Genomic DNA, 21,622 nt, shown 5'->3' with positions numbered 1-21,622 from the left:
TAATGCTTGTTGATTCTCACTGTCACCTGGACAGACTTAAGCTCGATAAATTTGATGGCGATCTGGATGCTGTATTGGACCTGGCCCGCAGTCGCGGTGTTGGCAAGTTCCTCTGTGTCGGTATCAGTTTGGAAAACGCCGATGCGGTTGTTGAAATCGCATCCCGCTATGAGGACGTAGTCTGTTCCGTTGGTGTGCACCCGCTGGATGTCGACTCTGGCATGGCGGATGTTGAGCGACTGGTAGAAATGGCTAACCAGCCCAATGTTGTTGCATTGGGGGAGACAGGCCTGGATTACTACTACAGTACTGACACCCAGGAAATCCAGCAGCAGAGCTTTATTGCACACCTGAAAGCGGCAGGGCAGGCAGAGCTTCCGGTTATTGTGCATACGAGAGATGCGCGGGAAGATACTATCGCTCTCATTAAAGAGCACGGTAATACCAATACTGCAGGTGTTCTGCACTGTTTTACCGAGAGCTGGGATATGGCCAAGGCTGCCCTGGATCTCAATTATTATATTTCTTTGTCCGGCATCGTGACCTTTAAAAATGCCGAGGAGCTGCGGGATGTCGCCCGCAAGTTGCCTTTGGATCGGTTACTCGTTGAGACCGACTCCCCTTATTTGGCCCCAGTGCCCTATCGGGGTAAGCCCAATATTCCGGCCTATGTGCGTGAAGTGGCGGAATTTATCGCTGATTTACGCGGTATTCCCTACGAAGAGCTGGCCGAAATCACCTCAGAAAACTTTTTCAGATTATTCCCCCGGGCAGTTTGATCCGGGTCTATTGGATGTTCCCCTATGATGAAGCAGCAGTTGCAAGTCATGCTGACTCTGCAAGACCAGATTAATACGGTAGTAAATGAAAACTGGCGTGAGCAAAATTTTGCCTGGTACCGCGCTATTTGGGTAGAAAGTGCAGAGTTGTTAGACCATTACGGTTGGAAGTGGTGGAAGAAGCAACTTCCAGAAATGGATCAGGTGAAGCTTGAATTGGTGGATATCTGGCATTTCGGTTTGAGCCTTGAATTGCAAAAAGGCTCTCCGCAGGAAGTGGCTGGGATCATGCTGAAGGAGTTTGCCGGTTCCGAGCGTACGGCGGGTGATTTCCGTGAAAACCTCGAGTCTTTCACCTTGAACACCCTGGCCACCAAACAGTTTGATGTTGCTGGCTTTGCTCAACTATTGGCCGATGCAGAAATGTCTTTTGCTGAGTTGTACCAGCGATATGTTGGTAAAAATGTACTCAACCGATTCCGTCAGGATAACGGCTACAAAGATGGCAGCTATGTAAAAAACTGGGCGGGCCGTGAAGACAATGAACACCTAGCGGAAATTGCCGGACTTTTGGACTCATCTGCTGCTGATTACAGTGACCAGGTTTACAAGGCACTGCAGGCGCGTTACCGGGAATTGGCGCTGACATAAACACTCGCAAAGAGTGTCCAATACAGTCTGAGAGGTTTTGTCATACAAATTGAGCCGCTATTTCGCTTGTGTAAGATGAAATTTACTCGCGAGGCCCTATAATGCGGCCGCTTACAAACGAGGGAGAACTATCGTGAAAGCACCTGTACGTGTTGCTGTTACCGGCGCTGCCGGTCAGATTAGCTATTCGTTGCTGTTCCGCATCGCCTCTGGCGAAATGCTGGGCAAAGATCAGCCGGTTATTCTGCAATTGCTGGAAATCACTCCGGCATTGGAAGCGCTGAAAGGCGTTGCTATGGAGCTTGAAGACTGCGCTTTCCCGCTGCTCGCGGGTATCGTTCAGTCCGATGATGCTACTGTTGCGTTCAAAGATGCAGATTACGCTTTGCTGGTAGGCGCGCGTCCCCGTGGACCGGGTATGGAGCGTAAGGACCTGCTGGAAGCTAACGCTGCTATCTTCTCTGCACAGGGTAAAGCCCTGAACGACGTTGCTTCTCGTAACGTAAAAGTACTGGTTGTTGGCAACCCGGCTAACACCAATGCCCTGATCGCTCAGCGCAATGCGCCAGACCTGGACCCGCGTAACTTCACCGCGATGACCCGTCTGGATCACAACCGCGCTCTGTCTCAGCTGGCAAACAAAACTGATTCCAGTGTTAACGACATCACCCATATGACCATTTGGGGCAACCACTCTTCCACTCAGTACCCAGACCTGCACCAAGTGAAGGTTTCCGGTGCTGCAGCCATGGATAAAGTGGAGCAGGAATGGTACGAAAACGACTTCATCCCGACTGTTCAACAGCGCGGTGCAGCTATCATCAAGGCGCGCGGTGCTTCCTCTGCGGCTTCCGCTGCCAACGCTGCCATCGACCATATGCGCGATTGGGCTCTGGGCACCGCTGAAGGTGACTGGACCAGCATGGCTGTATTCAGCGATGGTTCTTACGGTATTCAGGAAGGCCTGATTTACTCTTTCCCTTGCACTTGCAAAGACGGCGACTGGGAGATTGTTCAAGGCGTTGACATCAACGACTTCTCCCGCGAGAAAATGTCTGCTACCGAGCAGGAGCTAGCGGAAGAGCGTGATGCAGTAGCACACCTGCTGCTGTAATAGGGAGTGACAGGTCCCAGGCCTTGGCCGCAGACCTCTCCCAAAAACCCACACTGAGGTGTGGGTTTTTTTATGCCTGAATTTTGTAAACCCCGGCCCGGACCAGGAAACTTTCCCGGTCAGTATCTTCGTGTGAGCTGCCGCCATCGGCACTACACTGATTTTATATATCTGCCGGATGTCCCTGCTATGGTCACTGAAGTTGGCCGCAACACCGCCCGTTGCGCCTGTATCCTGCTGCAGCCTAACCAGTCCCTGTCCCTCTCCGGCAATCTGTGGGTGTTTTTCTCCCTGGTTGGGGTATCCCTTGGAATCAGCCTCGCTTTTGCGATGGCGGGAGCCTGGATGATTCTTCCCTTTGCCGGGCTTGAAATGATCCTGCTGGGCATCCTGTTTACCTACGTGTACCTCGAAGGGACCCGCAGAGAAGTAATACGCATCAATGAGGAGTTGGTAATTCTCGATTGCTGTAAGGGATTCAGGCAGCAAACGGTGTATCACCGGGAGTTCGCCCGCGATAAGTTGGCAGTACTCGTAAGGATGGGGAGCAGTGCTACCGAAATGGCTTCGGTAAACTTTAGTGGTCCTGAGGGGTGCCTTGAAGTCGGGGAGTTCCTCACCGAAGCTGAAAAGGCGGAGCTGGTGCAGAAGTTAGGTCGTTTTGGCATTTGTGCCAGGAAAGAGAAAGAGTTTCGTCTGCAGCAGTTCTGATTTCTCTATAGAACTGGCGTCTCGTTTGTTTCTTTTCGCTATAATCCCCGCTTTACTCTTAACTGTTCCACAGGGGATATCAGATGGCTTTTCCGAAGATCGGTAATTTGGCTCCGGCTTTTACGCTGACCAACCAAAGTGGCGAGAAAGTGTCACTTAAGGATTTTCGTGACAAAAGTAATGTCGTCCTCTACTTTTACCCGAAAGCACTTACCCCCGGTTGTACCACTCAGGCATGTGGGATTCGCGATAGTGCGGCTGAATTTAAAAAAGCCAATACTGTTGTGTTGGGGGTAAGCCCGGATCCAGAAGCAAAGTTGCAGCGCTTTATCGACAAGCACGAACTGAATTTTGATTTGCTATCTGATGAAGAACACAAGATTGCTGATAAATATGGCTGCTGGGGCTTGAAGAAATTTATGGGCAAGGAGTACATGGGGCTTCTGCGAACAACTTTTATTATCGATAAGAGTGGGCGCCTTCGCCATATTATCGACAAAGTTAAAACCAAGACCCATGACACTGATGTTTTGAATTGGATTGGCGAGAACCTGGATTAATTGCCAGACTCTGAGGGGCGGGGCTGGACTGGTGCTTGGTCTGCTGTAGCCCCTACCTTTCGGACTCAAAGGCGACACGTGGGTACCGAAAGTAAGTATTTTTGGCCCTTGGTACACAATAAGATGAAAAAAAGCACTGTCGCCCCTTGCTTTCTTAATTCTTGGTCTATACTGGCAGTTGTAAAGGAAAGGTGCGCCGGCTAGAGAGAGTCTCTCTGCGGGAATTGCCGGAGCGGTTAGTTTAAAAATTGTACATCTCTGTGAAGGATTCGATGTCTGTTTTTTGGTGCATCCCGCATCACGTAGTCGTCCGCCGAAGTTGATGTTGTGTTGGTGTGGGCAGGGGCAACCGGGATTCGCTGGATGCGGACATAGAAAAATAACTGCGGCTCACGGAACTCAATAGGAGCAGCTCGATGAACCATACTCAGCCCGACCAGACTTCGCTCTCTGAAGACAAATCACTTCAGCAGGCCAGAATATCCGGAGACCCGAATATTCTCGACCAGCTGCTGGCCCCCCCCGAAGCAACCAGTTTTGGTATTGCCGCACGGGTAATAGATGTGCTGGAGCAGCGTATCGGTAAGGCCTCTCTCGCTATTCGCCCGGTAGCGTCCGACCTAAGTATGTCCACCCGGACTCTGCAACGCCGGTTGCAGGAACACAACCTCAGTTTTGCATCTTTACGTGACCATGTTCGTTTTCGTCACGCGGTGCATTTCCTCAAAGATACTGCGCTGAGCGTTGATGGAATCTCACGAATTCTCGATTTCTCTGATCGAACCAGTTTTACCAGCGCGTTCAAACGCTGGACCGGGATGTCTCCCACTGGCTACCGCCGGCAGGTCCGCCAGAGGTTCTGAGTGTGGATTGGTTTGGCCGGTCTCTACGGGATCGGCCCAATCCGTTGCCTCGGCGGGGCAAACCCGTTAGAGTTGGCGGCAATTTAATAGGCTGACTCTTTGAGGTTTTGCATGAGCTTTTTTATCCCCTCCGCCATGGCACAGGAAGCGGCGCCGGCAGCACAGGGTAATCCGATGATAACCCTGCTGATGTTTGCGGGTTTGTTTGCATTCATGTGGTTTTTTATTATTCGCCCACAGCGCAAGCGCCAAAAAGAGCACCAAGAGCTGGTTGGCGCTCTGAAAAAGGGTGACGAAGTTGTAATGAGCAGCGGGATGCTGGGCCGCGTCGACAAGGTCGATGAGGACTACATCGTATTGGAAGTTGCAGACAGCATGTCTTTGAAGTTCCAAAAAGTAGCTGTGCACGCAGTATTACCGAAAGGTACGATTAAAAAGATCTAATCCTATTCAGGGTTTATCTTTGAATGTCGTAACTAAAAAAGCCTGGCAATTGCCGGGCTTTTTTTTGGTTACTATTTTTGAGCGGGCAGTATTTATTGTGCCTTGAAAGCCCACAGAAAAATTGCGGAATTAATCAAAGGCTGGACTAATTTGTCTGATTAATTTTTCAATAAAAAAACAGGTTAGGCAAAAAGCAATAAATAGCACTGAAAGGCATGCTTATGTTCATTTTTCAAAGCTAGTCCTCTATCTGCTTACTCAGCAAGCTTGGTTCTACCTCTGCGGAAACTTTTTGCTAGAGATGTCCTCTTACTGAGTCACATCGATAAAACTAATAATTAGACATAACAGGTTTAATTCACCGTGCTTAAGAGCCTGCCAATAGAGTTGCCTGAGCGGTTGCGCCTGGCGAACCTGCCCACACCTCTGCAGTCGTTAGACCGAATCAGTGATCTTTACTCCCTTCCTTATGGAGGGCCCAGGATTTGGATAAAGAGAGATGATCTTACCGAGTCCGGCATGTCGGGAAATAAACTGCGCAAGCTAGAGTTTGTTGCCGCTGAGGCCCGGGCCCAAGGGGCTCAGGTTTTGATCACTTGTGGCGGAGTGCAATCCAATCATTGCCGCACCAGTGCATTGGTGGGGGCTCGATTGGGGTTTAAGGTTCAGTTGATTTTACGTGGCGAGCGCACTGCAAATCCCGATGGCAACCTTTTACTGGATGAGTTGGCAGGTGCTGAAATTGCGGTTTACTCACCGGAGGAATACTCCCGGAATTTACAGGGCCTCTTTGATAGCTGGGCTGCTGAGTATCTGTCCAAAGGGCAGAAGTCTTTCTGTATCCCCACTGGTGCCAGCGACGGTTTAGGCATCTGGGGTTATATCTCGGCCTCTCAGGAATTATTGGCAGACTGTGCAGATAGGGGCTTCTTGCCTGATCATATTTTATGCGCTACTGGCAGCGGTGGGACCCAAGCGGGTTTGACCTTGGGGTGCCATTTGCTGGAAGCCGGTGTGAAAGTTACGGGTTTCGCCGTTTGCGACAGTGCTAATTATTTCCAAGTGAAAGTGCGTGAAGATATTTCGCAGTGGATGGCACAGTCTGGTGTATCGCTTGATTTTGAGTCCCTCAAGATTTTGGTTAATGCCGACTATAAAGGTCCCGCTTACGGGGTGGCGGAGCCAGAGGTATACCAAACTATTAAAGAGCTGGCTTGTCTGGAGGGGATTCTTCTCGATCCTGTCTACACCGGCAAAGCATTTCATGGTCTGCTACAGGAGTTAAAAAAAGGAAATTACCAGGGCTCAGACAACCTGGTTTTTATTCATACCGGAGGGCAATTTGGCCTCTTCCCTCACCGAACTCACTTCTTCCCAGTGGCCGAATAATACGACATTACTGTTCTCGTGCCGCGTAAGCTGCTAACCTGCGCAACAAATTACAGTTGTATCTGTATATAAAACAAACAGAAATAAGTCAGAGTAGTGGGGGGTTAGTTTGGATTCCTTTAACAATCTGCTGTTGTTAATAGACGGCATGCTCGGCTCAGCACCTTGGTTCCCCTGGGTGTTACTTGGAGTCGGTTTCTTTTTCACCATTTATCTTGGTTTTCCGCAGCTTCGTTATTTTGGGCATGCGATCAAGATTGTGCGCGGTAAGTACGACAAGCCCGGAGACCCGGGTGATACCTCCCACTTCCAGGCATTGGCCACAGCACTGTCGGGTACCGTAGGTACCGGTAATATCGGTGGCGTTGGCTTGGCTATTTTCCTCGGTGGTCCCGCTGCGCTGTTTTGGATGTGGATGACCGCATTCCTGGGTATGACCACAAAGTTTGTGGAAGTGACCCTGTCACACAAATACCGTATTAAAGCAGCGGATGGTTACTACGCGGGTGGCCCCATGTTTTACATGGAGCGTCGCTTGAATATGAAATGGCTTGCGGTGCTCTTTGCAATCGCGACCGTTATCTGTTCATTCGGTACCGGCAGCTTGCCCCAGGTCAACAACATTGCCCAGGCAATGCACGATTCTTTTGGTGTTGAGAAGGCTCTGACGGGTGGCATCCTGGCGATTTTGCTGGGCATGGTGATTATTGGCGGTATTACCCGAATCGCTAAAGTGACCTCCACCATTGTTCCCACCATGGCAGTTATCTACGTAATAGGTGCCTTGGGCGTTATCATCTACAACTACGAAAATATTCTGCCGTCCTTTGGGGCTGTTTTCCGCGATGCCTTCACCGGTAGTGCGGCTGTAGGTGGATTCCTGGGTGCGAGCTTTGCCTATGCCTTTAACCGTGGTGTGAACCGTGGCCTCTTCTCGAACGAAGCGGGTCAGGGCTCTGCACCTATTGCTCACGCCGCCGCTCGCGCAGACGAGCCGGTTTCTGAAGGTATGGTTTCCCTGCTGGAACCCTTTATCGACACCATTATCATTTGTACCTTAACCGGACTTGTGATTCTTTCTTCTGGTGTTTGGACTGAGAAACACGAGAACCTGTTTGAAGGTGCAGATACTTACGTTGTAGCGGGTAGCTACGATGAGAAGAATACCCAGGATGTTGAGCAGCTGTTCAAGTATTTGAGCGGTCAGGAGAGTGATGTTAAGGCCTATAACGGCTCCATTGTTGTGACTGACGGCCACCCGCTGAACAGCCAGGACTTTACCCTCATCCACGCCCGTTCTATTGCTGAAGACCTGGACTTCCGTGTGGGGGATGACAGCTTCAGCGGTGTTCTGGATGTGAAAGATGGTAAGTTTGCCAATGAAGATGTGGATATTTGGGGTAAGTCCCTGGTGCACTCTGTGGCCCTGACCAATCTTGCCTTCCAGCGCGGTTACTTTGGTGAATACGGTGGTCTGATTGTAACTCTGGGGATTCTGCTGTTTGCTTTCTCTACAGCAATTGCCTGGTCATACTACGGCGACCGCTCAATGATTTACCTTTTCGGCCCCAAGGCAGTAATGCCTTACCGAATAGTTTACGTTATTGCATTCTTCTGGGCTGCGATTGAGGACACCACAGTTATTTGGAACCTCTCTGCGGTGGCCATTGTGATAATGACCTTGCCCAACCTGTTTGGTATTACTGTGTTGGCCAAGGAGATGAAAGATACCGTGAAGGACTACTGGAAAGACCCAAGCCATAAATAATTTGTCTGGGTTTGATTAAAAAAGGCGGCCAATATGGCCGCCTTTTTTGTTTGTGCACCACCGATCCTTTGATCGGTCTAGAGCTTGCCCATCCAGCAGATACCTGCTGGGTGGAAATCAGCTCAATTACTCAGTGCTTGCACTCAGGGTAACGCCAGAGTAGGCAGAGTAAGCGCGGATACTGATATACCAGGTTCCAGCATCCGGATTACTGATGGTGCAGCTTTCGTCATTGCCCCACTGGTAGGGGCGGCAGTCGTACGCTGTACGGGTAGGCTCTTGGCTGTGGCGGACATAGAGATCTGCATCTCCGCTGCCACCTTCCATTACGGCGCTCAGGGTAGAAGCTCCAGCGTCAACCTCAATGGTGAAGTGCTGCCAGCTGTTGCGGGAACCAGAAAGGTTGGTTTCTTCCCAGCTGTCGCTACCACCACCGCCACCACCACCACCGGTGTAACTGCCTACCAGGGTGACATCGGAGAAGGAGGAGTAGCCGCGCACCATGACGTAATAGGTTCCGCCCTGTAGGTCAGCGTCAGCGATATCACAAGTTTCATTGTTGCCTGAAGTATACGGACGGCAATCATAAGTGCTGGAGGTTGGAGCATTGCCGAAGCGAACATAGAGGTCGGCATCACCGCTTCCGCCTGACATTGCAAAAGACAGGCCTGTGGCATCTGCGGGTACATCCAGGGTGAAGTGAACTTCATCACCACTGCTGCCCTCGATGTCGGTCTCGGTAACCCCATTTTCGAGTTCTCCGCCTTCATTACCACCACCGCCACCACCACCGCCGCCACCGCAGCTGCTGGTGGAAACGCCTACCGTGGAGAATGCGGCAACAACGTCATCAGTGTCGTAACCTAAATCTGATGCTGCAGAGAAAACACCACAGGCACCATCTTCAAAATCAGTATTGGCACTCCAATACATCTGGTTGGCAAGAACAAAGGGGTCGAATGCTGTGCGGGTATTCCAGCCGCTGGTATTCGCCAGTAGGTAGAAGGCCCGGTTAAAGACGCCGGAGCTGTAGTGCACGTCCATGCCGTTGTAGTAATCATCGGCATGACCGATGGAGCTGCCATCGTCAGTTGGATCTTCAAAGTAGCGGAGTGCTCCGCTGGACTTAAAGATTTCGGCCCCTACCAACCAGTCATTGCTGCCGCGCATATAGTACTCGGCAGCTTCACCGGCAATATCAGAGAAGGCTTCATTGATACCGCCGGACTGATTGTAGTAATTCAAGTCCGAATTTTGCTCGGTAAAGCCGTGGCTGACTTCGTGAGCGGAAACATCGAGGCTAACCAGTGGATAGAAGTAGCTCTGGCCATCACCAAATGTCATCTGGCTGCCATCCCAGAAGGCATTCTCGTAGTTGTTGCTGTAGTGCACCCGCATTCTCAGTTTTTGTGTGAGAGGGGATGTGTTGTACCAGTCGCTATAGAGATCAAAGACCACACCGCCAAAGAAGTGTGCGTCATTGAGTGGTGAGTAAGCGCCGTTGATTGACTTATAGTCATTGTCCGGGCAAGTGAACGAGTGGATGCTACCGCCATTCGTGCTGTGGTTCATATCAACGGTTTCTACATTGTCCGTATCCATGGCACAGCTGTCGTCAACAACCATGTGGGGGTAGTCAGTACCGTACTCGTAGCGCCCGGTCTTTGAATTGCCCCCTGGGCCTGTCGCATTTTGTGCAAAGTTCAAGCCGTCCCAATGCTTGAGAACTTCGCCAGTCATTGCATCGATAAAGTAGAAGGGGCGTGTGGGTTCATCGCCGTACTCAACCCAGTTGACCAGGTAAGCCAAGCGGGCATTGTCTTGCTCATCGATATAGATGTAGAGTTTCTTTTTGGGGTTATGTGCTTCCAGCTTCAAAGCCTGAACTGACAAGGCTCCCTGGATAACGCCCTGCTGCGTGCGCCAGTTGATCTGGTGGTCCATTGCCCGCTCAATAGCATTATCTTCATTGATAAATGCTTTGATATTGGGTACTTCCAGTTCCAGCCCAGTGATGACATTGCCGCGAACCTCAGTAATCAGACCCTGCCCGGAGCTGGTTACTGTTTGGCCGTAGACAGGAATGCCTTTGTGAGTCTGTTGGTAGCGGGCTACGGTTTTGCCGTTGACGAGAGTGCGCTCACGAACTTTTTCGAGCGCCATATCCGATCCGCCGGTGGCAGCTAAAGTTTGTGGTGAGAGCATGTCCGCCGTGGCGGGGACGCGCTCAACAGCATGTGCACTAATAGCCAAGGCTAAAGTGCAGCTTAGTCCTACAAAATGCTTCATTGCTAGCTTTCCCTTTTATAGCTTTTTTATATATGAATCCGCCGGTATACAGCCGTATTTCCCTTGTGGGGACCGTATTAAATCTGGTTGGCCAATACAGGCTGGATTTTTATGTGGTAAGACAGCAGAAGATAACCGTCGCCAGGAAGGGACCGCGGTAGCGGCAGTGGCGTTCGCTTTCTCAAACCGGTTGCCCTAATTAATTGGGCAACTTGAGATTACCCTGCATACGCATCTAGGCAACAAAAAGGTGATGGCAAACTAATATATTTGAATTGTTTTCGATATTTTTGCTCGGATCGTCACAAATTAGGAAGTGATGTTCTGCCTGTGAGGTGGAAAAGATGAGTTGTTTTTTCCGAAAAAATAAATTTGGCGATAACAGTTTATTATTTCTGTTAGCTTTTAGTGGAACGGTTATTTATACATTTAATAATAGAAATTCCCTCTCCCATGAACTGATCACACGATTAAACTCCTCATATTCATTTCTCTTGATTGCGTTCCAGGCTTTTACGAATTTTCTGCCAAACATTTCTGTTGCTTCATCACAATCTGATAGGAGTGTCAGGGCATGTTCCTGGGTGCGGGGAAGTGTAATTGACTCTTTGGAGCAGTCGCCCTGATAAGGTGCGCTCGGTGCGACTTTATTGGTCATTCCTAAATACCCGCAGGCAAGAGAAGCTGCTATGGCAAGGTAGGGGTTGCAGTCCGCCCCGGGAAAACGATTCTCAAGACGTTTACTTTGTGGCGAGCTGTCGGGAACCCGAAGGCCTGTTGTTCGGTTGTCGTAACCCCAGTGGAGACTGGTGGGTGCGGCCATTTCAGGTGTAAAGCGGCGATAGGAGTTTACATTTGGAGCAAAAAAACTAATAAAACCGGGAGTGTATTTCTGCATACCGCCAATAAAATGCAAGAAATTATTGCTCTCTTTTCCTGTATTATCGACAAAAATATTTTCACCGGTTTTTCTATCCGCCACACTCTGGTGTAAGTGCAGCGCGCTTCCAGGTTCGTCTTCCATCGGTTTTGCCATGAAGGTTGCATAAATGCCGTGGCGCAGAGCCGTTTCGCGCACTGTGCGTTTAAAGGTAAAGACCTGGTCAGCTAAATGAAGTGGATCTCCATGTAGAAAGTTAATTTCCATCTGGGCAGTGCCTGATTCGTGGATCAGTGTGTCGACATCAAGCCCCTGAGCTTCACAAAAATCATACATGTCTTCAATGATGGGCTCGTATTCATTGGCCGCATCAATGCTATAGGATTGTCGGGTTTTTTCTGTGCGCCCCGATCTTCCCACAGGCGCGGATAGCTTTTCATCCGGGTCCAGGTTTCTTTTTACAAGATAAAACTCTACCTCAGGGGCGACAATAGGCTTCCATCCTCTGTCTGCATATTTTTCGAGGACAAATTTTAAAATATTACGGGTGCTGATAGGGTGAGGGTCCCCATCTCGAGAATGGCAGTCATGAATGATTTGTGCTGTCGGATCATTGGCCCAAGGGTTTAGGCGCACTGAGTTGGGGTCAGGAATTAGGAGCATGTCGGTGTCTGCTGGATCAACAAGCTCATTGTGTTCGTCGACATAATCCCCCGTGACAGTTTGCACCAAAATGCTTTCCGGTAAACGGCTGTCTTGAGTTAAGAACTTATCGGTGGGGGTGAACTTTCCCCTGGCGTTACCTGACATGTCGGGAACAAGGCATTCAACTTCTGCAATATTGTGATTTGCCAGCCAGTTTGTAATTTTATCCATTGGATAGCCATTGCTTACTTTTTCTTCCTGAGTGAAATTCTATGATCAGTGCCGGAAAGCGTTGCGCTGAAAATAATTCCTCCTGTGTAAAGGAACTATATACTGCCGATTGGAACAGGGCCGTTTATTTAAATGGCATTGAGGGTATCTGGTAGAAATATGAAGGTGATGAATAGGTTGGATGAGCACACGGAATCCTATTATGCCGCTACAGCTAACGACCTTCAGGAGTATCCACGTCTGGAGGGTAACGTAGAGGCAGATGTCTGCATCATTGGTGGTGGTTATACGGGACTCTCCAGTGCTTTGCACTTGGCAGAGCGCGGCTACCGTGTGGTGCTTCTGGAGGCTAATAGGATTGGTTGGGGCGCATCAGGAAGGAATGGAGGACATGTCGGTGTTGGACAAAGGCGAAGTCAGGGTGATCTGGAAGCCATGTTCGGATTCGACACCGCTAAGCAGCTCTGGGATTTGAGTATCAATGCTGTTCAACTGGTGGAAAGCCTTATAGTCAGGCACCAGATTCAATGTGATTTAAAACGCGGGATTATGCATCTTGCAGCAAAATCCAGTCACGATAAATATCTGCAGGATGAAACTGAAGAACTCAGAGAGAAATATGATTACAGGCAAGTTGAGTATATAGAGAAAGAAGAAGTTCGAGAGCTTGTAAGTAGCAAACGATATCTCGGCGCACAGCTGGATTTTGGTTCGCTACATCTTCATCCTCTCAATTTTGCATTAGGTCTTGCTCACGCAGCAGTTTCTGCCGGTGCCAGGTTTTTTGAGTGTAGTGGTGTGCAAGGGTATTCGAGCTCTTCTCCCTTTACGGTGAAAACTGCACGAGGAAAGGTGAAGGCCGAAAAGTTGATTTTAGCTTGTAATGGTTACTTGAAAGATCTTGAGCCCCGCTTAGCGGGGCGCATAATGCCAATAAATAATTTTGTGCTGGCAACAGAGCCCTTACCGAAGGGGCTCGCTAGGGTAATCATAGCCAATGACTTCGCACTGCAAGATACTCTATTTGTTATAAATTATTGGAAATTATCTGGCGATAACCGCTTAATTTTTGGGGGAGGGGAAAATTACACTAGGCGTTTCCCTAAAGATATTCGCAGTTTCGTCCGCAAGTATATGTTGAGGGTTTACCCGCAGCTGGAAAATACTGCTGTTGATTTCGGCTGGGGGGGTACGCTGGCCATTACTATGAATCGGATGCCCTGTATAGGGCAGTTGCAGTCGGGCCTATATTACAGTCAGGGGTATTCTGGACATGGAGTGCCTACGGCGACTTTTGCCGGCAAGCTTCTGGCTGATGCAATTTATGGGGAGAGTGAGGGTTATAACGTGTTTTCTTCTCTTCCTAAAGTAGAGTTTCCAGGTGGCACTTTATTGAGGTGGCCGGGGTTGGTGTTGGGGATGCTTTACCACAGTTTGTTAGATAGGTTTGGAAGCTAGTCTTTGAATGATGTGATAGAGAATGCCGACACACTAATGTGTCGGCACCGGCCTTAAATATTACTGGCTCTGGGCGGAAAGAGTTACGCCTCTGTACGAAATATAGCCTTGTACACTGATGTGCCAGGTACCTGCAGCTGGATTGCTAAAGCTACAGAATTCATTGTTGCCGTTTACGTAAGGGCGACAATCCCAGTTGTCGGTGGTTGGGGTGGAACCATAACGGACGTACAAATCGGCATCGCCATTGCCGCCGAGCATTTCGACAGTCAAAGATGATGAGCCTGATGGTACATCCAGAGTGAAGTGCTGCCAGCTATTTCGGCGGCCTGATAAGTTGGTTTCTTCCCAGCCTTCTGAGTTTGAGCCACCATCATCGCCACAGTTGCTGGTAGATACCCCTACGGTGTCGAACGCTGCGATTACTGTTGCAGTATCGTATCCGAGATCTTCAGTAGCTGACAGGGCTCCGCAAGCACCTTCAATGTAATCAGTGCTTTGATTCCAATAAGTTTGGTTAGCAAGCACAAAGATATCGAAAGCAGTTTGGGTGTTCCAGCCACTTGAGTTGGCAATCAGGTAGAAAGCCCGGTTGAATACGCCGGAGCTGTAGTGCACATCCATGCCGCTATAGTAGTCGGAAGCATGGCCAATGGATCTGCCATCTTTGGTGGGGTCATCCATATAGCGAAGAGCGCCATCAGCCTTGTATATATCGGCTCCCACCATCCAGTCGTTAGTGCCCTTCATGTAGAACTCGGCAGCTTCACCGGCCATGTCAGAGAAGGCTTCGTTGATGCCGCCGGATTGGTTGGCGTAGGTCAGGTTGGAGTTTTGCTCAGTAAAGCCATGGCTCACCTCATGAGAGGATACATCCAAGCTGACAAGTGGGTGGAAGGTTGTGAAGCCATCACCAAATGTCATTTGGCTGCCATCCCAGAAGGCGTTCTCGTAGTTGTTGCTGTAGTGAACTCGCATTCTCAATTTTTGTGTGAGCGGCGATGTTCCATACCAGTCACTATACATATTGAAAACGACGTTGCCGAAGAAGTGGGCATCATTCAATGGAGAATAAGCACCATTGATTTCTTTGTAATCATTTTCCGGACAGGTGAAGGAGAAAACGCTACCTCCGCTTGTACCGTGATTCAAATCCACAGTCTCTACGTTAGCAGTGTTCATGGAGCAGTTATTGTCAACTTCGAGGGCAGGGAAGTCTGTTCCATATTCATAACGCCCGGTTTTTTCATTGCCACCGGGGCCTGTGGCATCCTGGAAGGCAAGGCCGTCCCATTGTTTGATAACTTCACCAGTAAGTGCGTCTACAAAATAGAACGGTCTGCTCGGCTCATCTCCGTATTCGACCCAGTTAACCAAATAAGCTAATCGCGCCTGGTCGTTTTCATCGACATAGACATAGAGCTCTTTTTTCTGGTTTTGTGCGTTGAAGCGCATGGACGACATTGAGAGAGCTTTTTTACTGTCACCATCCTGAGTGCGCAGATTCAGCTGATGGTTCATGGCTCGATCAATAGCATTATCGGCATCAATCGTTGCGCGGGCGGTAGGTACCTCCAGCTCTAGGCCTGAGAGTACGTGGCCTCTCACTTTTTCAGTTAAGCCTTGCCTGGAACTGGTTATGGTTCTCCCCCAAACGGGTATGCCTTTATGAGTTTGCCGATATCGGGCAACCGTTCTCCCATTGGCAAGCGTGCGCTCGCGAACCTTTTCCAACTTCATATCTGAGCCAGCGATTGAGGCTAGGGACTGATTGGAAAGTAACTCTGGTGTGACATTAATACGCTCCGCCGCTTGGGCGCTAATAGCGAGTGCGAGTGTGCTAGCGGCTCCTAACAAATATTTCATTAAGTAATTCTCTTTATGATTATAATTTAATGGCCATAGTTAACCGGGAGCATAAAATAAACGCTCAGTGGTTAATGCTGTCTGGTTAAGCGGCCAATTGAATCACACCCCAAGAATATCTCGCGCTATGAGCTGAGAGCTGTATGGAGTTTATGTGCAAAATTTTCTTGGGGGTTGTTTGCCGTTGTCAGGCGAAATAACGATATCCCTTGTTGTTATTCCTGACAATAATTTTTTTGTGGTGGATGTAAACTTGAAAGGTCAAATTGTTTTTTTGATGTGTATGTCACGAATTCAGATATTTGCAACTTTGGTTATTTGAGGGGTTTTAATTGGTTATTTTATAGCTTTTTTCTGAGTGGCAAACTTTTTTGAGTTATATTTAAACGGTTTAGCTTTCTATTGTTTTGTTGTTTTTGTTTATTTCTGGTGCGAAATTCTTCAATTTAATTCAATTTGCATGAAGAGGGTGCTATATGTTTGTTAAGTTTGAAGGAGTGTATTAATCTGGGTTCTTTAAGGGGTTGTCAAACTAAAGGATTAAAGTATTAATCCTTTCTGAATTTGATGGGGTGGATATTAACTCTATCAATACATTACTGAAGAAAAATGCACGCGGTAGTTTGGAGCGGTTTCAATTTTGAAACGTTTTGCTCCATCGTCTTAATCCCGCAGTCAAACAACTTTGACTCCCTGGGCACTTGTGCGGCGCTACGGAAGCAACATCAGTAAGGGCTGGCATTCTTATCTGTACATATCGCTCAATTTGTGGAATATAAGTTTGAGATTTGTCGCAGACTCTCACTGCCCTCAGTGAAGCTGCGGTGTCGGTGGATTAACGATGTAGAGGCTCCCTAATGGCTGTGCGTCCAGATAAGTTAGTAATCGCTATTTCCTCTCGAGCTCTGTTTAACCTTAGCGATAGCCACAAGGTTTTTGAGGAGCAGGGATTGCACGCCTTTTCTCATTATCAAGTTGAGCGTGAGAACGATGTTCTGGAAAAAGGAGATGCATTCCCTCTGGTTGAGAAGTTTCTAAAGATCAATGAGCTTCTTGGCGGGGAGCCGCGGGTGGAGGTGATCCTGCTATCCAGGAATAGTGCCGATACCGGATTAAGGGTGTTTAACTCTATTGAGCACTATGAGCTCAATATTACTCGTGCAGCCTTCTGCAATGGTGGGAGCCCTTACCGCTATATTGGTCCATTTGGATGCAACCTGTTTTTGTCTGCTGATGGTGTAGATGTCCGCCAGGCGTTGGAGCAGGGGGTTGCTGCGGCAACCTTGGTTGCCGGAGGAAATCGCGAATATCGTGATGATGTGTTGCGATTTGCCTTTGACGGCGATGCGGTAATCTTCTCCGATGAGGCTGAGCGAGTCTACAAAAAGGAAGGCCTGGCTGCTTTTACTGAGGCGGAGCGTGCTTCAGCACAGAAGCCACTGGGGGGAGGGCCCTTTAAGGGGTTCCTTGAGGCTTTGCAGAGGTTGCAGGCTGAATTTGAGATGGATACCTGCCCGATACGAACGGCTTTGGTAACGGCACGTTCCGCACCGGCCCATGAGCGGGTCATCAGGACATTGCGCGCCTGGGATATTCGTGTGGATGAGTCAGTTTTTCTCGGCGGGCTTCCTAAAGGTGAGTTCCTGCGGGCTTTTGGCGCCGATGTCTTCTTTGATGATCAGCCTAGTCACTGTGTTTCTGCAGGTGAGCATGTGGCTACGGGTCATGTTCCTCATGGAATCGCAAATGCAGAGGTATAAAAAGTTCAAAAGTGATAAAGGTGTACGTTATCACTCAGTGCTCTCTATGCCGATAATGTTCGAACTTTTCCCGGTCCTCATCCGAGAGGCTTAGCTCTAATCATTAGAAAATAAAGCCGACAGAAAGTCCGGGATCCCCCAAAGTTGATTGACACTTTCGTCTCTACCACGGATATTCAACCGTCCATTGGCCCTGGCTTTGATTCACTGCTATTCTTTTCTCGTATAACTCAAGATAGTTTTTATAACTATCGATCAAAAAATGGTATTACTCGCTCTCGGCCATGAGCGAACTTAATGAAAGGGAGGATCTATGAAGCTGCAGCAGTTGAGATATATCTGGGAAGTGGCACATCACGACCTCAATGTTTCTGCTACAGCGCAGAGCCTCTATACCTCCCAGCCGGGAATCAGTAAGCAAATCCGACTTTTGGAGGATGAGCTTGGCGTAGAAATCTTCGCGCGCAGCGGCAAGCATCTCACAAGGGTGACCCCGGCAGGGGAGGCAATCTTAAAGACTGCCGGCGAAATTATGCGCAAAGTGGAGAATATCAAACAGGTTGCGCAAGAGTTCAGCAATGATAAAAAAGGTAGTCTCGCTGTAGCTACCACTCACACCCAGGCGCGCTATGCCTTGCCCCCGATTATTAAGTTGTTTATAGGCCGTTATCCGGAGGTTTCCCTGCATATGCACCAGGGAACCCCTATGCAAATTTCTGAGATGGCGGCAGATGGCACTGCAGACTTTGCTATTGCTACCGAAGCTCTGGAGCTTTTCAGCGATTTGGTGATGATGCCTGTCTACCGCTGGAACCGCTGCATTCTGGTACCGAAAGATCACCCGCTTTGCCAAGTGAGCAAGCTATCCCTTGAGGACGTGGCGAAGTACCCGATAGTCACTTATGTATTTGGGTTTACCGGCCGCTCCAAATTAGATGAAGCTTTCTTGGAGAAAGGGTTGTCACCTAAGGTAGTCTTTACCGCCGCCGATGCTGATGTAATCAAAACATACGTGCGTCTGGGGTTGGGAATTGGCATTGTGGCCGATATGGCCGTTGATGGCGAAGATGAGGACCTTGTGGCTCTCGATGCCAGTGATCTATTTGAATCGAGTGTTACGAAAATTGGCTTCCGTAAGGGAATTTTCCTGCGGGGCTTTATGTATGAGTTTATCCAGCAATTTGCCCCCCATCTCAGCCGTGAGCTGATTGACCAGGCGGCACAGGCGACATCCCGTTCTGAGGTCGATGCGCTGTTCGCCGATATGGAGTTGCCGGTTTACTAGAGGTGCTGCTGAATGGAAGTGCCGAATAAAGCTAAGGGATGAAGGCTATGAAGCCTCCATCTCGATCAGGGGGCGCAGCACTTCTTTGGCGAACTTGAAGTAAACAGTGAAAATCTCTGCTTCCTTACCTTCGCGCTCTACGACAAAGAAGGGCGCTCGCTCTACCTTGTACTGCTGAGCCAGCTGTAAGCCCGGGCTTTGCGGGTCACGCACGTCGGCGATAAGTGTCTGGTCGATAAATTGCATTTGGCCATTTTCTTCCAGCTTTTCTTCAACGTCGCGACACTTGGCGCAGGGCGAGCCGTCGGCGAGAACTTTCTTGACCAGTGTGATCTTCACGATAATTTCCTTGATCCAGTGCAATGCCATTAAAGGCAAGATGGACTGAATCTATCAGAACCCCTAATAACTTTGAAATATCAATCGCCGATACCTTTATAACTGAAATTTGTAGTGATGCTACAAAAGGCGCCAAAATAGGCCAATTTTTAGTCGTTTTTCGGCGATTTGATGCCTACTGCAAAAATTGTTCAGTTGTTTCCAGTAGTAAGCGCACCTTGGCCAAGCACTCTTGATGCTCTGAAGTGGGATCGGAATCTGCAACGATCCCACCACCTGCTGCGCAGGTTAGATGTCCATCGTTGGCACTGAAGGTCCGGATGGCGATATTGGTGTCAGCGCGGCCACAGCTGCTGATGTAGCCAATACTGCCGCAATAAATCCCCCTGGGACTGGATTCCAGCTCCCTGATCACTTCCATCGACCGTCGCTTTGGAGCACCTGTGATAGACCCGCCAGGGAAACAAGCTTCGAGTAATTCGCTATAGACTGACTCTTCGGGTAGCTCACCAGTTACTACGCTGACCAAGTGGTGGACATTGGCAAAACTCGCCAATTGGAATAGCTCGGGAACACGTACGGTGCCACTGCGACACAGCTTGCTCAAATCGTTGCGCAGTAGATCGACGATCATCAGGTTTTCCGCCCGGTCCTTCGGGCTTCTCTGCAATGAGAAAGCGGCGCGCTGATCGGCCATCTTGTCAGCGTGTCTTGCTGCAGTGCCTTTAATCGGTTCCGTGCGCAAACTGGCGCCGTCAGCTCGGATAAATCGCTCCGGCGACATACTGAGCAGGCTGCCATGGGGCAGGGCCATATAAGCAGAAAAGGGACCGGCAGCTTGAGAGCGCAATGCCAGGTAAGCGGTTAGCAGATCGCCGCTATAAGGGGCTCTGAAACGCTGGGTAAAGTTTGCCTGATAGATATCGCCGGCGGTGATATATTCCAGTATCTGCTCAATTTGTGCCCGATAATCATCTGCACTCAGTTCGTGCTCAAATGGTGAAAGCAGCCGGAAGTCCCCGGGTGTAAGAGGAGTCTCCCAGTTGACTGCTTTAAATCGCTGTATCAACTTGCGAACTTGCTGTGGGGGGCAGGCGGGGTGGAAAACCAGGTGGTTGCTGCCCAGTTGGTGGTCGGCAACAAAGGCCCATGTGTAGAGCCCAAAAAAGCCTGCGGGCAAGTCCGTAGGGCGCATATCTGCCGGTAGATAATTGCCCTCTACACCGAGTTCATAGCCAGCGTAACCAATAACCCCGCCGCAAAAAGGCAGTTGTGAGTCCCTGTCCTGAGGGCAGAGTTCGCACACCAGGTCATCCAGCCGGGCAAATGGCTCGGGCGTGTCGGCACTTAACTTGAGGGTATTTATCGGGTCGGCACTAATGATGTCATAGCGCCCACCCTCCGCGAGAGGTCGACCGCTGTCGAGCCAAACGGGGATAGGTAAATCTGCTATCGCCGCAAATGCGGCGGGCGTGTTTAATGAGTAGGGCAGAGAGACAATTTGCATATCAAGCTACAGCAGTCCGGAAGACGGCGCACACTACACATTTTGCGGCGGCAATTAAAGGGTGTGTGGCTCTTTAGTCAATCCTGCGCTCAATACCGGCCTGAGACATCAGGCGGGTGGCGAGTTCCTCCACCGAAAGTTGGGTTGCATTGAGGAAAGGCACCTGGGCCCGCCTCAGCATTTGCTCAACTTGGCGCACCTCGAATTCACATTGTTCCTTAGAAGCGTAGCGGCTGTTGGCGCGTCTTTCCTGTCTAATTTGCATCAGGCGCTCGGGCTCGATTGTCAGGCCAAACAGCTTGTTGCGAAACGGGCGCAGGATCTTGGGCAGGGTGGTGGAGTCCATATCCTCTTCGGTGATGGGGTAGTTTGCCGCGCGCAGGCCAAACTGGAGTGCCAGGTATAAGCAGGTAGGCGTTTTGCCGGAGCGGGAAACGCCCAGCAGGATCACATCGGCTTGCTGGAATTCGCTGACTCTGCGGCCATCGTCATTGTCCATGGCGAAGTGCACGGCATCAATCCGGTCGGTGTAGCGGCGGTTGTCGTCAATGCCGTGAGAGACGTTGACCATCTGCGCTGGATCCCGGTTAAACAGATTGGCCAGTGGTGTGAGGTAGTTCTCGAAGATATCGAGCATCAGCGCAGAGCTTTGGTGCAGCTGTTCCCGGATCTTGTCAGAAACAATGCTGGTAATAATGATCGGCTGTAAACCGGATTCATCGGCTGCTTTTTCTATGCGTTGCAGGGCCTGTTTAACTTTTTCGGTGGAGTCGATATAGGGAAGCGTGACCTGTTCAACTTGTTGATCGCGGAACTGTGCGAGTAGGCTGTGGCCAATCGCTTCGACGGTGAGACCGGTTCCGTCGGAGATAAAAAAAGCCGTGCGCTTGTCTTTTGCCATGTTTGTTCTCAGTTTGTCGGCGTGAGGGGGCTATTGTAGGGGAGGAATGGGGCAAAGGTCTTTTATTCTGGCGTTTTGCAATTTTTGTAGAAAATTTACAACATTTTGGCCAATTTTTACGGGCTATTTTTTACAAAACTCATCCTTATAATCTGCCGCCACTCAACCTGAATTTTAGAGGG

General features: G+C 49.6%; 18 protein-coding genes. 12 read left to right on the top strand and 6 right to left on the bottom strand.

What is annotated here, in order from left to right; genetic code table 11:
- The first annotated feature begins 2 nt into the window (after window positions 1-2).
- From ACJJIM_RS10715 to ACJJIM_RS10675, 9 genes are all read left to right on the top strand, one after another.
- Window positions 3-779, top strand: a complete 777-nt coding sequence (locus ACJJIM_RS10715; RefSeq protein WP_444913256.1) for a TatD family hydrolase — start codon at window positions 3-5, stop codon at window positions 777-779.
- A gap of 27 nt (window positions 780-806) precedes the next feature.
- Window positions 807-1,430, top strand: coding sequence for a dUTP diphosphatase (locus ACJJIM_RS10710; protein ID WP_444913389.1), 624 nt, complete (start codon window positions 807-809; stop codon window positions 1,428-1,430).
- A 133-nt stretch (window positions 1,431-1,563) separates the two neighbouring features.
- Window positions 1,564-2,544, top strand: a complete 981-nt coding sequence (locus ACJJIM_RS10705) for a malate dehydrogenase (RefSeq protein ID WP_444913255.1) — start codon at window positions 1,564-1,566, stop codon at window positions 2,542-2,544.
- A 72-nt stretch (window positions 2,545-2,616) separates the two neighbouring features.
- A complete protein-coding gene (locus ACJJIM_RS10700; RefSeq protein WP_413662277.1) occupies window positions 2,617-3,255 on the top strand; it encodes a DUF2244 domain-containing protein in 639 nt (212 codons plus the stop codon).
- 83 nt (window positions 3,256-3,338) lie between these two features.
- Window positions 3,339-3,815: a thioredoxin-dependent thiol peroxidase gene (gene bcp / locus ACJJIM_RS10695; RefSeq protein ID WP_282932483.1), complete on the top strand. Its 477-nt coding sequence runs from the start codon at window positions 3,339-3,341 to the stop codon at window positions 3,813-3,815.
- Window positions 3,816-4,231: 416 nt separating this feature from the next.
- On the top strand, window positions 4,232-4,678 hold the full coding sequence (locus ACJJIM_RS10690) for a helix-turn-helix domain-containing protein (protein ID WP_020415217.1): 447 nt from the start codon (window positions 4,232-4,234) through the stop codon (window positions 4,676-4,678).
- Between the two features lie 111 nt (window positions 4,679-4,789).
- Window positions 4,790-5,122 carry a preprotein translocase subunit YajC gene (yajC, locus tag ACJJIM_RS10685; RefSeq protein WP_282932486.1) on the top strand — a complete coding sequence of 111 codons (333 nt, stop codon included), beginning with the start codon at window positions 4,790-4,792 and terminating at the stop codon, window positions 5,120-5,122.
- A gap of 363 nt (window positions 5,123-5,485) precedes the next feature.
- Complete coding sequence (locus ACJJIM_RS10680; RefSeq protein ID WP_444913254.1) at window positions 5,486-6,511, top strand: D-cysteine desulfhydrase family protein; 1,026 nt, start codon at window positions 5,486-5,488, stop codon at window positions 6,509-6,511.
- 109 nt (window positions 6,512-6,620) lie between these two features.
- Entirely contained in the window at window positions 6,621-8,279 is a 1,659-nt protein-coding gene (locus ACJJIM_RS10675; RefSeq protein ID WP_413662275.1) for an alanine/glycine:cation symporter family protein, read from the top strand.
- Between the two features lie 126 nt (window positions 8,280-8,405).
- Here the strand turns inward: ACJJIM_RS10675 and ACJJIM_RS10670 are convergent, their stop codons facing one another.
- Window positions 8,406-10,568: a M4 family metallopeptidase gene (locus ACJJIM_RS10670; RefSeq protein WP_444913253.1), complete on the bottom strand. Its 2,163-nt coding sequence runs from the start codon at window positions 10,566-10,568 to the stop codon at window positions 8,406-8,408.
- A 421-nt stretch (window positions 10,569-10,989) separates the two neighbouring features.
- Window positions 10,990-12,324, bottom strand: coding sequence for a glutamine synthetase family protein (locus ACJJIM_RS10665; protein ID WP_413662273.1), 1,335 nt, complete (start codon window positions 12,322-12,324; stop codon window positions 10,990-10,992).
- A gap of 168 nt (window positions 12,325-12,492) precedes the next feature.
- On the opposite strand from ACJJIM_RS10665, the gene ACJJIM_RS10660 reads away from it, so the two are divergent.
- Window positions 12,493-13,782 (top strand): NAD(P)/FAD-dependent oxidoreductase, encoded by a 1,290-nt coding sequence (locus ACJJIM_RS10660; RefSeq protein WP_444913388.1) that lies wholly within the window; start codon window positions 12,493-12,495, stop codon window positions 13,780-13,782.
- 60 nt (window positions 13,783-13,842) lie between these two features.
- Here the strand turns inward: ACJJIM_RS10660 and ACJJIM_RS10655 are convergent, their stop codons facing one another.
- Complete coding sequence (locus ACJJIM_RS10655; protein WP_444896983.1) at window positions 13,843-15,648, bottom strand: M4 family metallopeptidase; 1,806 nt, start codon at window positions 15,646-15,648, stop codon at window positions 13,843-13,845.
- 857 nt (window positions 15,649-16,505) lie between these two features.
- Between ACJJIM_RS10655 and ACJJIM_RS10650 the strand changes: the two genes are divergently transcribed.
- Window positions 16,506-17,408 (top strand): 5'-nucleotidase, encoded by a 903-nt coding sequence (locus ACJJIM_RS10650; protein WP_444913252.1) that lies wholly within the window; start codon window positions 16,506-16,508, stop codon window positions 17,406-17,408.
- A 313-nt stretch (window positions 17,409-17,721) separates the two neighbouring features.
- Window positions 17,722-18,693, top strand: a complete 972-nt coding sequence (gene cysB / locus ACJJIM_RS10645; RefSeq protein ID WP_282932493.1) for an HTH-type transcriptional regulator CysB — start codon at window positions 17,722-17,724, stop codon at window positions 18,691-18,693.
- Between the two features lie 45 nt (window positions 18,694-18,738).
- Here cysB and ACJJIM_RS10640 read toward each other — a convergent pair whose 3' ends face one another.
- The 3 genes from ACJJIM_RS10640 to ppsR all read right to left on the bottom strand — a co-directional run bounded on the left by ACJJIM_RS10640 (window position 18,739) and on the right by ppsR (window position 21,440).
- Window positions 18,739-19,032 carry a hypothetical protein gene (locus ACJJIM_RS10640; RefSeq protein WP_444913251.1) on the bottom strand — a complete coding sequence of 98 codons (294 nt, stop codon included), beginning with the start codon at window positions 19,030-19,032 and terminating at the stop codon, window positions 18,739-18,741.
- A 175-nt stretch (window positions 19,033-19,207) separates the two neighbouring features.
- Window positions 19,208-20,539, bottom strand: a complete 1,332-nt coding sequence (pabB, locus tag ACJJIM_RS10635) for an aminodeoxychorismate synthase component I (protein WP_444913250.1) — start codon at window positions 20,537-20,539, stop codon at window positions 19,208-19,210.
- 73 nt (window positions 20,540-20,612) lie between these two features.
- Window positions 20,613-21,440 (bottom strand): posphoenolpyruvate synthetase regulatory kinase/phosphorylase PpsR, encoded by an 828-nt coding sequence (gene ppsR, locus ACJJIM_RS10630; protein WP_282932497.1) that lies wholly within the window; start codon window positions 21,438-21,440, stop codon window positions 20,613-20,615.
- Window positions 21,441-21,622: the final 182 nt, after the last annotated feature.

The organism is Microbulbifer maximicatervae (SeqCode) (genome assembly GCF_052467615.1).
Note: the sequence above shows the minus strand (reverse complement) of the source record. Positions and strands in the feature narration are given on the sequence as shown.

What these genes read in the sequence shown, in the direction of transcription:
- ACJJIM_RS10715 (WP_444913256.1), top strand. Translation starts at nt 3, where the DNA reads ATGCTTGTTGATTCTCACTGTCACCTGGACAGACTTAAGCTCGATAAA.
- ACJJIM_RS10710 (WP_444913389.1), top strand. Translation starts at nt 807, where the DNA reads ATGAAGCAGCAGTTGCAAGTCATGCTGACTCTGCAAGACCAGATTAAT.
- ACJJIM_RS10700 (WP_413662277.1), top strand. Translation starts at nt 2,617, where the DNA reads ATGCCTGAATTTTGTAAACCCCGGCCCGGACCAGGAAACTTTCCCGGT.
- bcp (WP_282932483.1), top strand. Translation starts at nt 3,339, where the DNA reads ATGGCTTTTCCGAAGATCGGTAATTTGGCTCCGGCTTTTACGCTGACC.
- ACJJIM_RS10690 (WP_020415217.1), top strand. Translation starts at nt 4,232, where the DNA reads ATGAACCATACTCAGCCCGACCAGACTTCGCTCTCTGAAGACAAATCA.
- yajC (WP_282932486.1), top strand. Translation starts at nt 4,790, where the DNA reads ATGAGCTTTTTTATCCCCTCCGCCATGGCACAGGAAGCGGCGCCGGCA.
- ACJJIM_RS10670 (WP_444913253.1), bottom strand. Translation starts at nt 10,568, where the DNA reads ATGAAGCATTTTGTAGGACTAAGCTGCACTTTAGCCTTGGCTATTAGT.
- ACJJIM_RS10665 (WP_413662273.1), bottom strand. Translation starts at nt 12,324, where the DNA reads ATGGATAAAATTACAAACTGGCTGGCAAATCACAATATTGCAGAAGTT.
- ACJJIM_RS10660 (WP_444913388.1), top strand. Translation starts at nt 12,493, where the DNA reads ATGAATAGGTTGGATGAGCACACGGAATCCTATTATGCCGCTACAGCT.
- ACJJIM_RS10655 (WP_444896983.1), bottom strand. Translation starts at nt 15,648, where the DNA reads ATGAAATATTTGTTAGGAGCCGCTAGCACACTCGCACTCGCTATTAGC.
- ACJJIM_RS10650 (WP_444913252.1), top strand. Translation starts at nt 16,506, where the DNA reads ATGGCTGTGCGTCCAGATAAGTTAGTAATCGCTATTTCCTCTCGAGCT.
- cysB (WP_282932493.1), top strand. Translation starts at nt 17,722, where the DNA reads ATGAAGCTGCAGCAGTTGAGATATATCTGGGAAGTGGCACATCACGAC.
- pabB (WP_444913250.1), bottom strand. Translation starts at nt 20,539, where the DNA reads ATGCAAATTGTCTCTCTGCCCTACTCATTAAACACGCCCGCCGCATTT.
- ppsR (WP_282932497.1), bottom strand. Translation starts at nt 21,440, where the DNA reads ATGGCAAAAGACAAGCGCACGGCTTTTTTTATCTCCGACGGAACCGGT.